Source organism: Peribacillus deserti, from assembly GCF_016909175.1.
In the GTDB taxonomy this organism is placed as follows: domain Bacteria; phylum Bacillota; class Bacilli; order Bacillales; family DSM-1321; genus Paraperibacillus; species Paraperibacillus deserti.
This window is the reverse complement of sequence record NZ_JAFBFI010000011.1, coordinates 1-13,193: the sequence shown is the minus strand read 5'-3', so window position 1 is coordinate 13,193 and position 13,193 is coordinate 1. Positions and strand designations below refer to the sequence as shown.

Below are 13,193 nucleotides of genomic sequence, written 5' to 3'. Positions count from 1 at the left end.
TAGGAGGGTATGGCATGAAACGCATGTTTGTTGTAGCAATCCTTTTCTTCGTTTCAATTGGGCTTGGTGTGCCAAAAAGTTTTGCTGAAGGTTCTTCAGAACAATTGGCTGACAAGGCTAAGTCCGCAATCTTAATAGAACGTGATACTGGCAAAATTTTATACGATAAGGAATCTCACGTAAAACTGCCTCCAGCCAGTATGACAAAAATTATGACTATGCTCCTAATCATGGAAGCGGTTGAAAAAGGAAAGCTTTCCATGAATGAAAAAATTCGTACAAGCGAATATGCGGCTTCTATGGGAGGCTCACAGATCTTTCTCGAACCAGGCGAAGAAATGACTGCTGAACAAATGCTTAAAGGGATAGCGATCGGATCAGGAAATGACGCTGCTGTAGCAATGGCTGAAAGAATTGCCGGATCTGTAGATGGCTTTGTTGATATGATGAACAATAGAGCTAAAGAACTTGGTCTAACTCATACAAAGTTTCAAAATCCTACGGGTCTTCCTGCCAAGGACCATTACAGCACCGCTTTTGACATGGCGATGATGGCCAAAGAGCTATTAAAATATGATGGAAAAATAACGAAATTCACCGGTACATATGAAGACTACCTCCGTGAAGACTCTGATAAAAAGTTCTGGCTGGTGAATACAAACAGACTGGTTAAATTTTATCCAGGTGTGGATGGACTCAAGACTGGATTTACCCAAGAAGCTAAATACTGCCTGACTGCAACTGCGAAGAAAAATAATATGCGTGTAATCGCGGTAATATTTGGAGCACCAACACCAAAAGACCGCAATGCTCAGATTACGGCTATGCTTGATTTTGCTTTCTCTCATTATCAAACTTATCCAGTTTACAAAAGAGGGGAAAAGCTTACAGATATATTCGTCAGTAAAGGCAGCAGGAATACGGTAGAAGGAGTAACGGGCGAACCTATCTCTGTACTTGCTAAAAAAGGAGAAACAAAAAAAGGGATCACCAAAAAATTAGTTCTTAATAAAAACCTGAAAGCACCTGTATATAAAGGAGAACGGATCGGAACGCTCCTCGTAATGAAAGATGGCAAAACAATATCTGAGTCAGCGATTGTGGCTAATGGAAATATTCAAAAGGCGGGCTGGTGGAAGAACTTCAAACAATCTTTCAGCATGTTTACCCAGAGTGAATAAAGAGGTATTTCCCGAAGTGTCTAATTATAGGTAATTCCCGCTAATATACGAGAATTCACACTAGTTTTGTCACTCTTGAAGGAATATGTAAAGACTATCTAGAATTGACTCACTATAAGACAGAGAAGGAGGCTGTAAATAGTGAGTCTTTTCATTAATCAGGAAATTAAGAATAACATCCTGTGCATTCGATTGAGTGGAGAGCTTGACCACCATTCTGCAGAGGAGTTAAAAGAAAAAGCATCTGCAGCCATTGAGAAGCACGGAATACAGCACATTATTTTAAATCTTGAAGAATTAAGTTTTATGGATAGTTCAGGTCTCGGTGTAGTTATGGGCAGATATAAACAAATCAAGCAAAAACATGGCGAAATGATCGTTTGTGCAATATCTCCACCAGTAAAGCGGCTTTTTGATATGTCCGGATTATTTAAAATTATTAAACTGGAATTATCAGAGGAAAATGCTTTACAAAGATTGGGGGCTGCTTAGATGAAAAATGAGATGAATTTACAATTTTCTGCTTTAAGCCAGAATGAATCCTTTGCCCGTGTTGCAGTGGCGGCGTTTATTGCCCAGCTGGATCCAACAATGGATGAATTAACAGAGATTAAAACGGTTGTATCAGAGGCTGTTACAAACTCCATCATCCACGGCTATGAAAGTGACCCAGCAGGTGTTGTTTATATTTCGGTAACCATTGAAGAAGAAAGCGTGGAATTGACCATACGCGATGAAGGCATAGGAATTGACGATGTAGAAGAAGCCAGGCAGCCATTATTCACAACGAAGCCGGATCTAGAACGTTCAGGAATGGGCTTTACCATTATGGAAAACTTCATGGATGACATAAAAGTTATTTCACACAAGGGTGAAGGAACAATTATCAGATTAAAAAAGCAATTAACGAAAAGTAATGCTTTTTGCAATTAAGGAGACTTGCATATGGATGTGGAGGTCAAAAACGAAAAAAGTAGGGTGCATTTAAAGGATGACGAAGTCCGGGATTTGATCAAGCGCAGCCAGAGTGGAGACCAGGGAGCAAGAGAATTAATTGTCCAAAGTAATTTAAGGCTGGTATGGTCTGTCGTCCAGAGATTCTTAAACAGAGGCTATGAACCAGATGATCTGTTTCAAATTGGATGCATCGGGCTGCTGAAATCAGTCGATAAATTTGATCTATCATTTGAAGTAAAATTTTCCACATATGCCGTACCGATGATCATCGGTGAAATCCAGCGGTTTATTCGCGACGATGGTACCGTAAAGGTGAGCCGTTCATTAAAAGAAATGGCCAATAAAATCCGCAGAGCTAAAGACGAACTATCCAAAAACATTGGAAGAGTGCCGTCAGTGAATGAGCTCGCTGAATATTTAGAGCTTACGCCTGAAGAAATTATTATGGCGCAGGAGGCAAGCAGGGCACCATCCTCCATACATGAAACAGTATTTGAAAATGATGGAGATCCCATTACCCTGCTCGACCAAATTGCAGATTCTAATGAATCTAAGTGGTTTGACAAAATAGCCTTGAAAGAAGCCATACTAGAATTGGATGAACGAGAACGGCTTATTGTATACCTGAGATACTATAAAGATCAGACGCAGTCAGAAGTAGCATCAAGGCTCGGCATATCCCAGGTTCAGGTATCCAGACTCGAAAAGAAAATTCTGAAACAAATGAAAACCCGTATGGATGAGTGATCATCTGCGGGTTTTTTATTTGAGGCGTTGTTTTCAGGGTGGGATTTTAGGCTTTGTTACAGTTCATTGTTGATTATGGCACTATGTTGATCTTCGCTGCAGGCGCGAGATCCTCGAAAATGCATTCACATTTCCTTCGTGCGGTGAGAATTCGAGGATGGTAATTCAATGTCCTGTGCGAGAATTGGGTGGGAGAACCCCGCAGGCATAAACGTGAGACGAGGCTCCCGAACCCATCGCAAAAAGCGAGTGCCTCTCGCTGCAATTCGTTTTTCCTGCCTGCTATCGGACAAGATAGAATTCGGGGATCCCTTCCAATTTTTGGTCTGCAAAGTTGTTTTGTATGTTCGCTTTAAAGCCAACCATACTAAATATATAAAGTATATAAAGTACAGGATGTGGCGGAAGTGGAAAATATCTTATACATCAAGATGCGCCATCGTGTTGAGGTTGAAAATAAAAAGGAAATAAAAGTGGAGGATATTGCCATACTGGTGGGCCCGGAACCTTTAATACGGGAAGTTGAATCTGTAGTTATCTATCACATAATTCCCGAAGATCAAAATCTGGTTATTCTAGATTCTGCAAAGCTGATAAAGGCCATCCTAAACTCAAAGCCTAATGTTGAAATTCAGTTAATTGGCCTGTCCCAAACCATAATAGAGGTTATTATAAAGCGAAGAACACATTCTTTAGGCTTATTTATAATAGTCTGGGTTTTATTATTTGTTGGAGCAGCTATGGCCATTATGAATTTTCACGAAGATGTCAGCATGCAGGAAGTGCACCAAAAGCTGTACAGGCTAATTACCGGAAAAAACATATCAAAACCGTTAATCATGCAGATTCCATATTCAATCGGACTGGGATTAGGTATGATTTTATTTTTCAATCACTTCTTTAAGAAAAAATTTAATGATGAACCAAGCCCGCTTGAAGTTGAAATTTTTAATTATCAGCAGGATCTTGACCAATATGTGATCATGCACGAAAACAAGGAGAATATTAAACATATTCATGATCATTAAAATTCTTTGTGTCATGGTGGCAGGGTTGGCGGGCGGTTTAGCAGTGGGTTCTGGATTTGTAGCATTTTTAACGGTTCTGGGGATTGTACCGCGATTAACGCAGCTGACCAAAACGATAAACAGAATCAGGCATTATGAATGGGCTGTTGTTCTCGGCGCTATTTTAGGCGGATGGGTCAGCCTCGCAGATACGATCTTTTATCTGCCATCCCTTATCTTAATTCCAATCGGCCTTGCCAGCGGGATATTCAACGGTATGCTCGCAGCGGCCCTGACTGAGGTCTTAAATGTGCTTCCCATTTTATCAAAACGAATTGGAGTCCAGGAAAAAATTGTAGTGCTGATGATGGCAATTGTACTTGGCAAAGTTATTGGTTCGTTATTTCAATGGATCTTTTTCGTTGATTTATAGTTATTAGGCATTCTCCCAAAACAGAAAGGAAACTTCCAATGTCAGAAAAACGTAAAATCATCATCATAACGGACGGAGATGAGTACGCAAAACGTGCTGTGGAACGAGTGGCAAGCGAGGTTGGCGGCAGATGCATCTCTTTGTCATATGGAAATCCAACGCTATTAACAGGACCGGATGTGCTCAATTTGATCAAAATGGCCCCGTATGATCCTGTTTTAGTTATGTTCGATGACAGCGGACTTATCGGTGAAGGCTCTGGGGAAACCGCGATGAAGTATATCGCTTCCCATAAAGACATCGAGGTACTGGGATTAATTGCTGTTGCATCGAATACAAGACAAAATGAATGGACAAGGGTGGATCTTTCCATTGATAGAGAAGGAAAGTTAACTCCTTATGGTGTAGACAAAAATGGGGTGCCGGAGTTAGAAATTGGAAGACTTCATGGAGATACTGTTTATTGTATTGATCAGCTTCATATTCCTCTCGTAGTGGGAGTTGGCGACATCGGGAAAATGGCTGGAAAAGATTCGGCAGATATTGGGGCGCCAATCACGCGAAAAGCAGTGGAGCTTATTCTTGAAAGAAGCGGATTTAATAATGAACAATATAACACACCATATATTGAAGAAAATATGGATGATTTCTCAGAGATATAGTTTTAAGGACTTTTTGTCTTGATGAAAGGGGAATATTGTGTTAATTTAGGTTTAATAATTTAGTGAATTAAAGCAAATGAAATATAGAGTACCATTGTTAAGAGTTCGTTTTTTTTTGGAACCTTATTTTTTGTACAAGGATATGATAAAGAAAAAGGGTCTGGCTCCCTTATATATAGAATGGGCCTGATCCTTTTTTAAATAGGGAGTAGTAAGCCTCGAAGAGCACAGAAGGGAAGAGAAAATAATGTATTACTACGGTACAAGCAGAGTAAATGAAAATAATTCATTAGAAATCGGCGGAGTGGACACATTACATTTAGTATCGAAATACGGTTCTCCTCTTTATGTATATGATGTAGCGCTTATCCGTGAAAGAGCAAGAGGCTTCAAAGAGACGTTTGATAAAATGGGGGTTTCTTCTCAGGTTGCCTATGCAAGTAAAGCATTCTCTTCAGTAGCTATTATTCAGCTGGTTGAAGAAGAAGGCCTTTCCTTGGATGTAGTTTCAGCAGGGGAACTGTATACAGCGATTGCAGCAGGTTTCCCGAGGGAACGCATCCATTTTCATGGGAATAATAAAAGTGAAGAAGAAATAAAAATGGCACTAAGAGAAGACATTGGCTGCATTGTCGTGGATAATTTCTCTGAGCTTTATCTGCTGGAAGAGATTTGTAGAGATCTGGACAAAAAAGCAAAGATTTTACTCAGAGTAACACCCGGAATTGAGGCCCACACTCATGACTATATTCTTACGGGACAGGAAGATTCAAAGTTTGGCTTTGACTTAATGAATGGACAGGCCGAAGAAGCTCTTATGCACAGCCTGCAGTCAGACCGTTATGATGTACTGGGCATACACTGCCATATAGGATCTCAAATCTTTGAAACTACAGGTTTTATTCTGGCAGCAAGAAAAATTATTGAGCAGATGAAAAAATGGCATAAAGAATTAAATTTCCAGCCTAAAGTGCTGAATTTAGGCGGCGGATTCGGGATCAGGTACACAGAGGAAGACGATCCGCTTCCAGCCTCTGTATATGTAGAGAAAATTGTGGCTGAAGTTAAGGAACAAATTGAGGGTTCAGAACTAAATATGCCTGAAATTTGGATTGAACCTGGACGCTCGCTTGTTGGCGATGCAGGTACTACTTTATATCAGCTTGGGTCGGTCAAAGAAGTACCGAATATCCGCAAATACCTGGCCATTGATGGAGGCATGAGCGACAATATCCGCCCGGCCCTATACGACGCAAAATATGAAGCGGTTATTGCCAACAGGCCGCTTGATAAACCGGAAGAAACGGTTTCCATTGCCGGCAAATGCTGTGAAAGCGGAGATATGCTGATTTGGGATCTGCCTCTTCCAAAAGCAGAGCGGGGAGAAATTCTAGCAGTCTTCTGTACAGGAGCTTATGGATATTCAATGGCCAATAATTATAACAGAATTCCAAGGCCTGCCGTTGTTTTTGTAGAAAATGGTGAAGAACAGCTTGTTATTGAGCGTGAATCTCTTGAAGATTTAATCAAGCATGACAAGCCTCTAAAGCAAAAAGTAGCGAAATAAGAATAGTCAAGAGCCAATCAGCTTCTGGAATGCCAGCGCGAACTGATTGGCTCTTTTTTTTTGAAGGCTAGAAATATATACCTCCTATTTTGGTAAAACCGCTTGTTGCGAAAGGGCTGTGTACTGTTAACACAGTGGCTAGCAAACAGAGCATAATAAAGCATGTTGTTAAAGTAAAAATAATAATTTAGCAGTGCTTTTATGCTCCATATTTAATGTTTTATATGATTCTGTCATTTCTTTTGGAGGTCCTCCCGTTTACGGGGGATATTTGATATTTTATGAGGGCATTTAGAAACTTACGAGGGGTAAATCAAAATTATGGGGACTTTCAAGAATTTACGGGGATTTCAGCTTTTTATAGGGATTTTCCATAAAAATATTTTTACCGGCTCGTTTCCTCTGCAGATTTCTAAAAGAACCTGCTGGGTAAAAACAACATATTGTTGTGGAAAGACCGAATGCCGTTCGAATCAAAGATAATAAAAGCGGCCAAAACGGCCGCTTTCTTAAGCAAATAGTGATTTAATAGCGTCTATTAAACTAATAAAAAACTGTTTGAGTTTTTCTAAGAAAGTCTGTCCTTCCTCAGATTGCAAGTAGTTAGAAACTGCTTCCTTTGCTTTTCCTAACTCCTCGCCGACGCCTTTCCAGTCAATGTTTAGATCCTTTAGTTTCTGGAAGAGATCTAATAAGCTTTGAATCTGCTGGTCAGTAAGATTTATGCTAAGATCCTGGGCAGCCTGTTCAATGATGGTCCGTATATCTTCTTCGTTTTGCGGCGGGTTTTTAGCCATTTCTTCTTTTATTTTGGTCATTAAGGCCGCTGCCTTATCCTTGCCGACCTGGTCGCCCAAGGTAGCGGTCTTTACCATTTCTTCGTTGGCAGCCTGCTTGATATCTTCAGGAATCGTTTTGTCTGCTGTTATTTCATAGGCTTTAATAAGACCTGTTAAAGCTGCTGTACCGGATACGGCAAATGGAGCACTTACCTGGATTTCTGCATCTTTAACACCTGCAGTTGCGAGAGCATTGATGTACATTTCTTTGGTAACCCAGGTAATGTTTTTCGTATCAACGGTCAAGCCTGATCCTTGTTTGCCCGATGTAATGGCAGAAGAAGACAGGGCCCGGGAGCCGATTAATCGAGGTGAGATATATTTTCCTAAATATTTATGTTCTTCTTGATTGGATACCGTGACGATTTCAACATCCTTTTGAGCATTGAATTCAGCAAGCAGCATATTTTTCTGCTCTTCAGTCAGGTTTTCACCAAGTGTAATAATCTTATCTCCAGGGGCAGCATCGGCATACGCTTTTAAGGGTAAAAGGGCAATCAGTGACAGAAAGATGACAGCCCACCATTTTAATTTTTTTATCTTCATAGTAAACCTCCTTATACTGTTAGACGGATCAATCCCTATAAATGATTCACCGAAAACATCTAAATCACATTTTATAGTAGACTATCACTTTTTTCAAAAAGCGGAAAGCAAAATATAAAAAATGCACTGCTCTTTGGTCAGTTTGTTCAAATAAGAAGTATAAGTAAAATTCTAAAAAACAAGAAAATGTTGAATAAGATTTTTAATTTTTGTATGATTATTACGAGTTGGGAAGAAATTAGATAATAATACAATACGGTCTTTACATTAACGAGGGAGTATTACATGCTTATTAAATACAAGAAAAATTTTGAAAAAATTGCCATGGGACTTCTTTCATTTATGCCTAATGAGAAGGATATTAAGAAACTTCAGGCTACCATGAAGATGTATGAAACAGATGAGAGCCACCAGCTTTTTCTTTGGAAAGAAGAAGATATTCAAGGACTTATTGGGATATCCGTATTAAATGCGGACGAAATAGAAATTTTACATGTTTCAGTAAATCCATCATTCAGGCATCAGGGAGTTGGTAAAAATATGGTATCCGCCATAAAAAACCAATTTCCGGATAAAAAGCTAGTCCCAAATGAGCTCACAGCAGCTTTTCTTGAAAAATGTGAAGCAGACCATCCAACGACATGATCGTTGTTCGTATGACCCTGAATTAAGTTGGCCTAAATAAAAGTATCCCTGTCTCATTTATAGGACAGGGATACTTTACTTATGAGCAGTTATTGTCCCTTCCTGCGTCTTTAGTTCTGTGCGCGCCTGTTCAGGAGCTGTTTAGCACGTTCCTCAATTACTTCAGACCGGTCGCGGGTTTTATGTCTATTAATTAAATGAAAATCGGTTAAATCACTAGAGCTTATCCAGCAGAGTTTTCTTTCTTTACTTTCACGCTGGCACCGATCTAACAGCGGATCTTTAAGGGGAAGAGATATGCTTTTATATTCTTTACCATTTTGCATATCATTTTCCACTTCGGAAATTAACTGCAGTAAAGCTTTAAAGTGAATGCCAAGTGCTTCCACTTGAACTCTTTCTTCCGTTAAGATTCTTCTAGCCTTGCTAAGAGATTTAGCAGCTCCATTCATATTTTTTCTTCGGTAATGGTAGAGTGAGACGGCAAGCTGGATAAATCCAACCCATACAGGATTTCGCCTGTTGGATGGCTCTTCTTTCCAATACTCCTCTAATATTTCATGGCATTCAAAATAGTCACGAGTACAGTGAAACTCCAGTAAATACGAAATAAAAGCGTTTGGACAGCTCATCACGATCCCCTTTTCAATAATGTTCATTTATTTTAGCATAAAATGGATGAACAGATGCTAAGGATAGATACTGCCGCTGAACTGGGAGTCCTTATGCATGTAAAAAGAACAAGATGACCGAACAGAGCGTTATTTTTTAGTTTTATATTGGACAATAGCATGTAATCCTCTATACTATGAATAGCCTCTAATAGATCTATGCATTTTAAAGAAATCTGGTGAAATATAATGATTTATAATGTGAAAACTGAAGCATTTGAAGGGCCTCTAGATTTGCTGCTGCATTTAATTAATAGACTTGAAATAGATATTTATGACATTCCGGTCGCGGATATTACCGATCAATATCTAAACTATATTCATGCTATGAAAGAGCTGGAGCTCGATGTGGCAAGTGAATATCTGGTGATGGCAGCGACACTTCTGGCTATTAAGAGCCAAATGCTCCTGCCTAAATATGAAGAACAAAATTTTGAAGCAGACGAGTCTTACGATATAGAAAGCGACCCGCGTGATGAGCTTGTTGAAAAATTGCTTGAGTACAGATCGTTTAAAAATGCTGCCGGCCAGTTTAAACAGCTGGAGCAGGACCGCGGGCTTGTGTTTACAAAACCGCCCAGTGATTTATCCGAATTCTCGGCAGGGGCCGAAATGGAGAAACAGGAGCTGGATGTGTCTCTTTATGATATGCTGGGAGCCCTTCAGAAACTTCTTAGAAGAAAAAAATTGCAGAAGCCTGTATATGCTAGAATTGAAAAACAAGAGATTTCAATCGAGTCCAGAATGAAAGATATAATGGGGTTCCTTCATAAAAGAAAGGGAAGAGTAAGCTTTTTTGATCTTTTTCCGATCCCTGAGAAACCACACATTGTAGTTACTTTTTTATCCCTGCTTGAATTAATGAAGCAGAAAAATATCCATGTGGAACAGGAAAATAATTTTTCTGAAATATTTGTAGCAGCTAAGGTAGGTGTAGATACACTTGGAAGTTAAACATAAAGGTGCGCTTGAGGCTCTTCTTTTTGCAGCGGGAGATGAGGGGCTTTCCTTGCTTCAAATTTCTAAAGTGATGGAAATTACTGAAGAAGAAGCCGCTAATATTATGGGCAGTCTAGATGAAGACTATAAGTCGGAGGAAAGAGGGCTGCATATTATTCAGCTTGCTGGAGTTTATCAGCTTGCTACCAAAAAGATTCATTCCGATTTATTAAAAAAACTTGTGGAATCCCCGGGCTCTCAAGGGTTATCTCAGGCAGCACTGGAAACATTGGCTATCATCGCTTATAAACAGCCGATTACAAGGGCTGAGATTGAAGATATAAGAGGTGTCAAAACAGAAAGGCCGCTGCACACTTTAGTAACTAAAGGGCTGATTAAAGACGTAGGCCGTGCTGAAGGAACGGGCAGGGCCTTCTTATACGGAACTTCAAAAGAATTCTTAGATTATTTTGGATTAAATACAATTGAGGAATTACCAGAGCTTCAAAACTCGGAAGAAAATTATGAGGAAGATGAAGCCGATTTATTTTTTGGAAGTGTGGAGTCAAAGGAAGTATAACAATACTTTCAGAATTGTGCTAAAATTACAATATCCCGGGACTCTCTCGTAAGAATATGGGAGGGTCCTTTTTTGCACCTATTTATCCTGCTAGCCGGAAGGAGTAAGGAAATGCTGATCAAAAGCTGTAAGGGGTATGAATTAGAGAAAGAATTGCCAAATACATCCGAAGATTTCTTCAACAAGTCGGAGGTTGTTTATCAGGAAGATGGAAAAGAAAAATCCCTTCAAATCCTTTATTTACGCTTTTTTGAAGAACGAATGAATAACATTTCCCCTTTTGCCAGGGATCCGATTTTTACTGCAGGGGGGCGGGAGATTTTTTTTCGGGATCTTGTAGGATTTGTTTCTCTTATTAAGAATCCTGAGTATCGTCAAAGAAAAAGGGTATATTTGAATAACGAAAAAGACTTTGCTTCTTTGTTCAAGGATGTGGACTTTGATAAATTCCCGGCCGTTTTTGAAGAAATAAACAATTACGGATATGAATTGCATTCCCCAAAGGAATTTATAGCGCAGAACTTTACAAAATAAATATACAGTTCCGTGATTGTTTCAGACCTCTAAAGCCGCGTTCTGCTGCCTTAAGAGAGGGTGTCATAAGGGCCTGTCCACCTGTATTCTAGCAGTCCGGAGGCAATAAACAGCTGGCTCCGTATAATTAGTGTCAATTTTTTGAGGAGGAAAACACGAATGGCAAATACAATTATTCAAAACCAGATGGAAGATGTTAAGAGGTTTCTAGAGTCGACGGTACATCATATCGAGGATTTTCTTAATTCTGTAACTCTTCGTACTCTTCAGGCGGAAAAAAGCGGAGATGAATTCTATTATAAGAGCTTGCTCTCGAATATTCGGAAATTAGCCGTATATAGTGAAGAAAATTTAGAAGCCTGTAAAATTGTACTTAATAATGATGTTTTCCATAAAGTTGCCGCTGAAAAGATTCTCTATAAAGTGTATCATCAGGTGATTGAAGAATTTTTTTCCCCAAAAACGGACTCATGGTATGAAGACAGCCGTTCGGCCTATACGGGTAGAAATTCAATAAAGTTAAGGGGAGAAGCACCAGGAAGCATAACGGCATTGATGAAAACCCTTGAATCAGGATTTCAGTCAGTCAGAGAAGAGCTGGAATTCTACGAAACTGATTACCGGACAAAAATGATTCAATCTAATTAAGCTTGAGCAGTTAATTTAAAATGACAGTTTTCGCCTGGATTACATATGCATTGTGAAATTTCGCTTCTGCCAGAATAACTAAACTTTAATTGCCTGAGAGGGCGTCTGTATAGTGTAAGAAAAAGGAAAATTTAAGTGTACAAAGAGCTTTCCTATCCATTTGGGAAGCTCTTTTTGTGTCTTTATCAGCATAACCCGGCACTTTCCTCTCATACGATTATTAATGGAGGTGTACGGAAATGTCTCATTTCTCACAATACGCTGCGGAAGTATCTCTGTGGATCAAAGCCATTTTTGACAGTGAAGCAGGCAGAGCAGTTATATCAGACCCGGCAGTTTATGACTTAGCCAATAACGTGAAAGAATTGGCAATAAGACTTGAATCGTCTGAACCTATTGAGGAAGAAATTCAAGAACTTCAACGAAGAGCGGATATGCTTTCTGTTAGATTAAAAGCGGCACAGACTCATAAAGGAAAAGAAGGATGGAGGGCTGTTTCTGTTCCAATCGGACAGCATAAGCTGCCTCCTCTGCCATATGCCTATAACTCACTTGAGCCCGTAATCAGCGAGGAAATTATGCGGCTGCATCATGACAAACATCACAAAGCATATGTGGATGGGTTGAATAAGGCAGAGCTGATGATGGAAAAGGCTAGGTCGTCGAATGATTTCTCCCTGCTTAAGCACTGGGAAAAAGAAGCTGCCTTTCACGGGTCAGGCCACTATCTTCATACAATTTTCTGGGGCATTATGAATCCTAAGGGCGGAGGCAAACCTACCGGAGCCCTGCTGCGTCAAATAGAAAAAGATTTTGGATCATATGACTCGTTTAAGAAGCATTTCAGCGAAGCGGCTAAACAAGTAGAGGGAGTCGGATGGGCACTGCTCGTCTGGTCGTCACGGTCTAGAAAGTTAGAAATCCTGCAATCTGAGTTTCATATGAATCTAACACAATGGGATACCATACCTCTCCTGGTTCTGGACGTGTGGGAGCATGCTTATTATCTTCAGTATAAAAATAACCGTGCAGACTATGTTGAAAACTGGTGGAAGGTCGTTTATTGGCCGAATGTAGAGTACCGCTGGGCCCGGGCGAAGCAGGTTCAGTGGACTCCCTTTTAATAAGCAGGAGCGGATCCGGTGAACTATAACCCGATTAATGGACACTAAATTAAAAGTGCCCCTTAATCGGGTTTTTCTATGTCATCAGGAAGAAAACCCGTTTATAATAAAAG

16 protein-coding genes are annotated in these 13,193 nt (G+C 39.8%); 14 read left to right on the top strand and 2 right to left on the bottom strand.

Features of this window, described 5'->3' with window-relative positions; translation table 11 throughout:
* The first annotated feature begins 14 nt into the window (after positions 1-14).
* The 8 genes from JOC77_RS12570 to lysA all read left to right on the top strand — a co-directional run bounded on the left by JOC77_RS12570 (position 15) and on the right by lysA (position 6,554).
* On the top strand, positions 15-1,181 hold the full coding sequence (locus JOC77_RS12570; protein ID WP_204543873.1) for a D-alanyl-D-alanine carboxypeptidase family protein: 1,167 nt from the start codon (positions 15-17) through the stop codon (positions 1,179-1,181).
* A 141-nt stretch (positions 1,182-1,322) separates the two neighbouring features.
* The gene (gene spoIIAA, locus JOC77_RS12565) at positions 1,323-1,673 is read left to right on the top strand and encodes an anti-sigma F factor antagonist (protein WP_204543865.1); all 351 of its coding nucleotides are present in this window, start codon (positions 1,323-1,325) and stop codon (positions 1,671-1,673) included.
* Positions 1,674-2,114 carry an anti-sigma F factor gene (spoIIAB, locus tag JOC77_RS12560; protein WP_204543863.1) on the top strand — a complete coding sequence of 147 codons (441 nt, stop codon included), beginning with the start codon at positions 1,674-1,676 and terminating at the stop codon, positions 2,112-2,114.
* Between the two features lie 12 nt (positions 2,115-2,126).
* The gene (gene sigF, locus JOC77_RS12555; protein ID WP_204543861.1) at positions 2,127-2,885 is read left to right on the top strand and encodes an RNA polymerase sporulation sigma factor SigF; all 759 of its coding nucleotides are present in this window, start codon (positions 2,127-2,129) and stop codon (positions 2,883-2,885) included.
* Between the two features lie 407 nt (positions 2,886-3,292).
* Entirely contained in the window at positions 3,293-3,913 is a 621-nt protein-coding gene (locus JOC77_RS12550; protein ID WP_204543859.1) for a stage V sporulation protein AA, read from the top strand.
* Positions 3,903-4,325, top strand: a complete 423-nt coding sequence (locus JOC77_RS12545) for a stage V sporulation protein AB (protein WP_204543857.1) — start codon at positions 3,903-3,905, stop codon at positions 4,323-4,325. The genes JOC77_RS12550 and JOC77_RS12545 overlap by 11 nt, the downstream gene beginning before the upstream one ends.
* A gap of 38 nt (positions 4,326-4,363) precedes the next feature.
* On the top strand, positions 4,364-4,987 hold the full coding sequence (gene spoVAEA, locus JOC77_RS12540; protein WP_204543855.1) for a stage V sporulation protein SpoVABEA: 624 nt from the start codon (positions 4,364-4,366) through the stop codon (positions 4,985-4,987).
* Positions 4,988-5,234: 247 nt separating this feature from the next.
* A complete protein-coding gene (lysA, locus tag JOC77_RS12535) occupies positions 5,235-6,554 on the top strand; it encodes a diaminopimelate decarboxylase (RefSeq protein WP_204543853.1) in 1,320 nt (439 codons plus the stop codon).
* Between the two features lie 509 nt (positions 6,555-7,063).
* On the opposite strand, the gene JOC77_RS12530 is transcribed toward lysA, so the two are convergent.
* Positions 7,064-7,939, bottom strand: coding sequence for a DUF1002 domain-containing protein (locus tag JOC77_RS12530; protein ID WP_204543851.1), 876 nt, complete (start codon positions 7,937-7,939; stop codon positions 7,064-7,066).
* A 285-nt stretch (positions 7,940-8,224) separates the two neighbouring features.
* Between JOC77_RS12530 and JOC77_RS12525 the strand changes: the two genes are divergently transcribed.
* Complete coding sequence (locus JOC77_RS12525; protein WP_204543849.1) at positions 8,225-8,584, top strand: GNAT family N-acetyltransferase; 360 nt, start codon at positions 8,225-8,227, stop codon at positions 8,582-8,584.
* 110 nt (positions 8,585-8,694) lie between these two features.
* Here JOC77_RS12525 and JOC77_RS12520 read toward each other — a convergent pair whose 3' ends face one another.
* A complete protein-coding gene (locus JOC77_RS12520; RefSeq protein ID WP_204543847.1) occupies positions 8,695-9,216 on the bottom strand; it encodes a DUF309 domain-containing protein in 522 nt (173 codons plus the stop codon).
* Positions 9,217-9,444: 228 nt separating this feature from the next.
* Here JOC77_RS12520 and JOC77_RS12515 point away from each other — a divergent pair, with 228 nt between their 5' ends.
* The 5 genes from JOC77_RS12515 (at position 9,445) to JOC77_RS12495 (ending at position 13,080) form a co-directional block, all read left to right on the top strand.
* The gene (locus JOC77_RS12515) at positions 9,445-10,209 is read left to right on the top strand and encodes a segregation/condensation protein A (protein WP_204543845.1); all 765 of its coding nucleotides are present in this window, start codon (positions 9,445-9,447) and stop codon (positions 10,207-10,209) included.
* Positions 10,199-10,774: an SMC-Scp complex subunit ScpB gene (gene scpB, locus JOC77_RS12510; protein WP_204543843.1), complete on the top strand. Its 576-nt coding sequence runs from the start codon at positions 10,199-10,201 to the stop codon at positions 10,772-10,774. The genes JOC77_RS12515 and scpB overlap by 11 nt, the downstream gene beginning before the upstream one ends.
* Before the next feature lie 72 nt (positions 10,775-10,846).
* Positions 10,847-11,308, top strand: coding sequence for a hypothetical protein (locus JOC77_RS12505; RefSeq protein ID WP_338047225.1), 462 nt, complete (start codon positions 10,847-10,849; stop codon positions 11,306-11,308).
* A 159-nt stretch (positions 11,309-11,467) separates the two neighbouring features.
* Complete coding sequence (locus tag JOC77_RS12500) at positions 11,468-11,956, top strand: DUF3907 family protein (RefSeq protein WP_204543834.1); 489 nt, start codon at positions 11,468-11,470, stop codon at positions 11,954-11,956.
* Positions 11,957-12,195: 239 nt separating this feature from the next.
* Positions 12,196-13,080 (top strand): superoxide dismutase, encoded by an 885-nt coding sequence (locus tag JOC77_RS12495; protein ID WP_204543832.1) that lies wholly within the window; start codon positions 12,196-12,198, stop codon positions 13,078-13,080.
* The last annotated feature ends 113 nt before the right edge of the window (positions 13,081-13,193 follow it).

Bases quoted from the DNA above. Each gene is read 5' to 3' on its own strand.
- JOC77_RS12570 (WP_204543873.1), top strand. From the start codon at position 15: ATGAAACGCATGTTTGTTGTAGCAATCCTTTTCTTCGTTTCAATTGGG.
- spoIIAB (WP_204543863.1), top strand. From the start codon at position 1,674: ATGAAAAATGAGATGAATTTACAATTTTCTGCTTTAAGCCAGAATGAA.
- sigF (WP_204543861.1), top strand. From the start codon at position 2,127: ATGGATGTGGAGGTCAAAAACGAAAAAAGTAGGGTGCATTTAAAGGAT.
- JOC77_RS12545 (WP_204543857.1), top strand. From the start codon at position 3,903: ATGATCATTAAAATTCTTTGTGTCATGGTGGCAGGGTTGGCGGGCGGT.
- spoVAEA (WP_204543855.1), top strand. From the start codon at position 4,364: ATGTCAGAAAAACGTAAAATCATCATCATAACGGACGGAGATGAGTAC.
- lysA (WP_204543853.1), top strand. From the start codon at position 5,235: ATGTATTACTACGGTACAAGCAGAGTAAATGAAAATAATTCATTAGAA.
- JOC77_RS12530 (WP_204543851.1), bottom strand. From the start codon at position 7,939: ATGAAGATAAAAAAATTAAAATGGTGGGCTGTCATCTTTCTGTCACTG.
- JOC77_RS12525 (WP_204543849.1), top strand. From the start codon at position 8,225: ATGCTTATTAAATACAAGAAAAATTTTGAAAAAATTGCCATGGGACTT.
- JOC77_RS12520 (WP_204543847.1), bottom strand. From the start codon at position 9,216: ATGAGCTGTCCAAACGCTTTTATTTCGTATTTACTGGAGTTTCACTGT.
- JOC77_RS12515 (WP_204543845.1), top strand. From the start codon at position 9,445: ATGATTTATAATGTGAAAACTGAAGCATTTGAAGGGCCTCTAGATTTG.
- JOC77_RS12500 (WP_204543834.1), top strand. From the start codon at position 11,468: ATGGCAAATACAATTATTCAAAACCAGATGGAAGATGTTAAGAGGTTT.
- JOC77_RS12495 (WP_204543832.1), top strand. From the start codon at position 12,196: ATGTCTCATTTCTCACAATACGCTGCGGAAGTATCTCTGTGGATCAAA.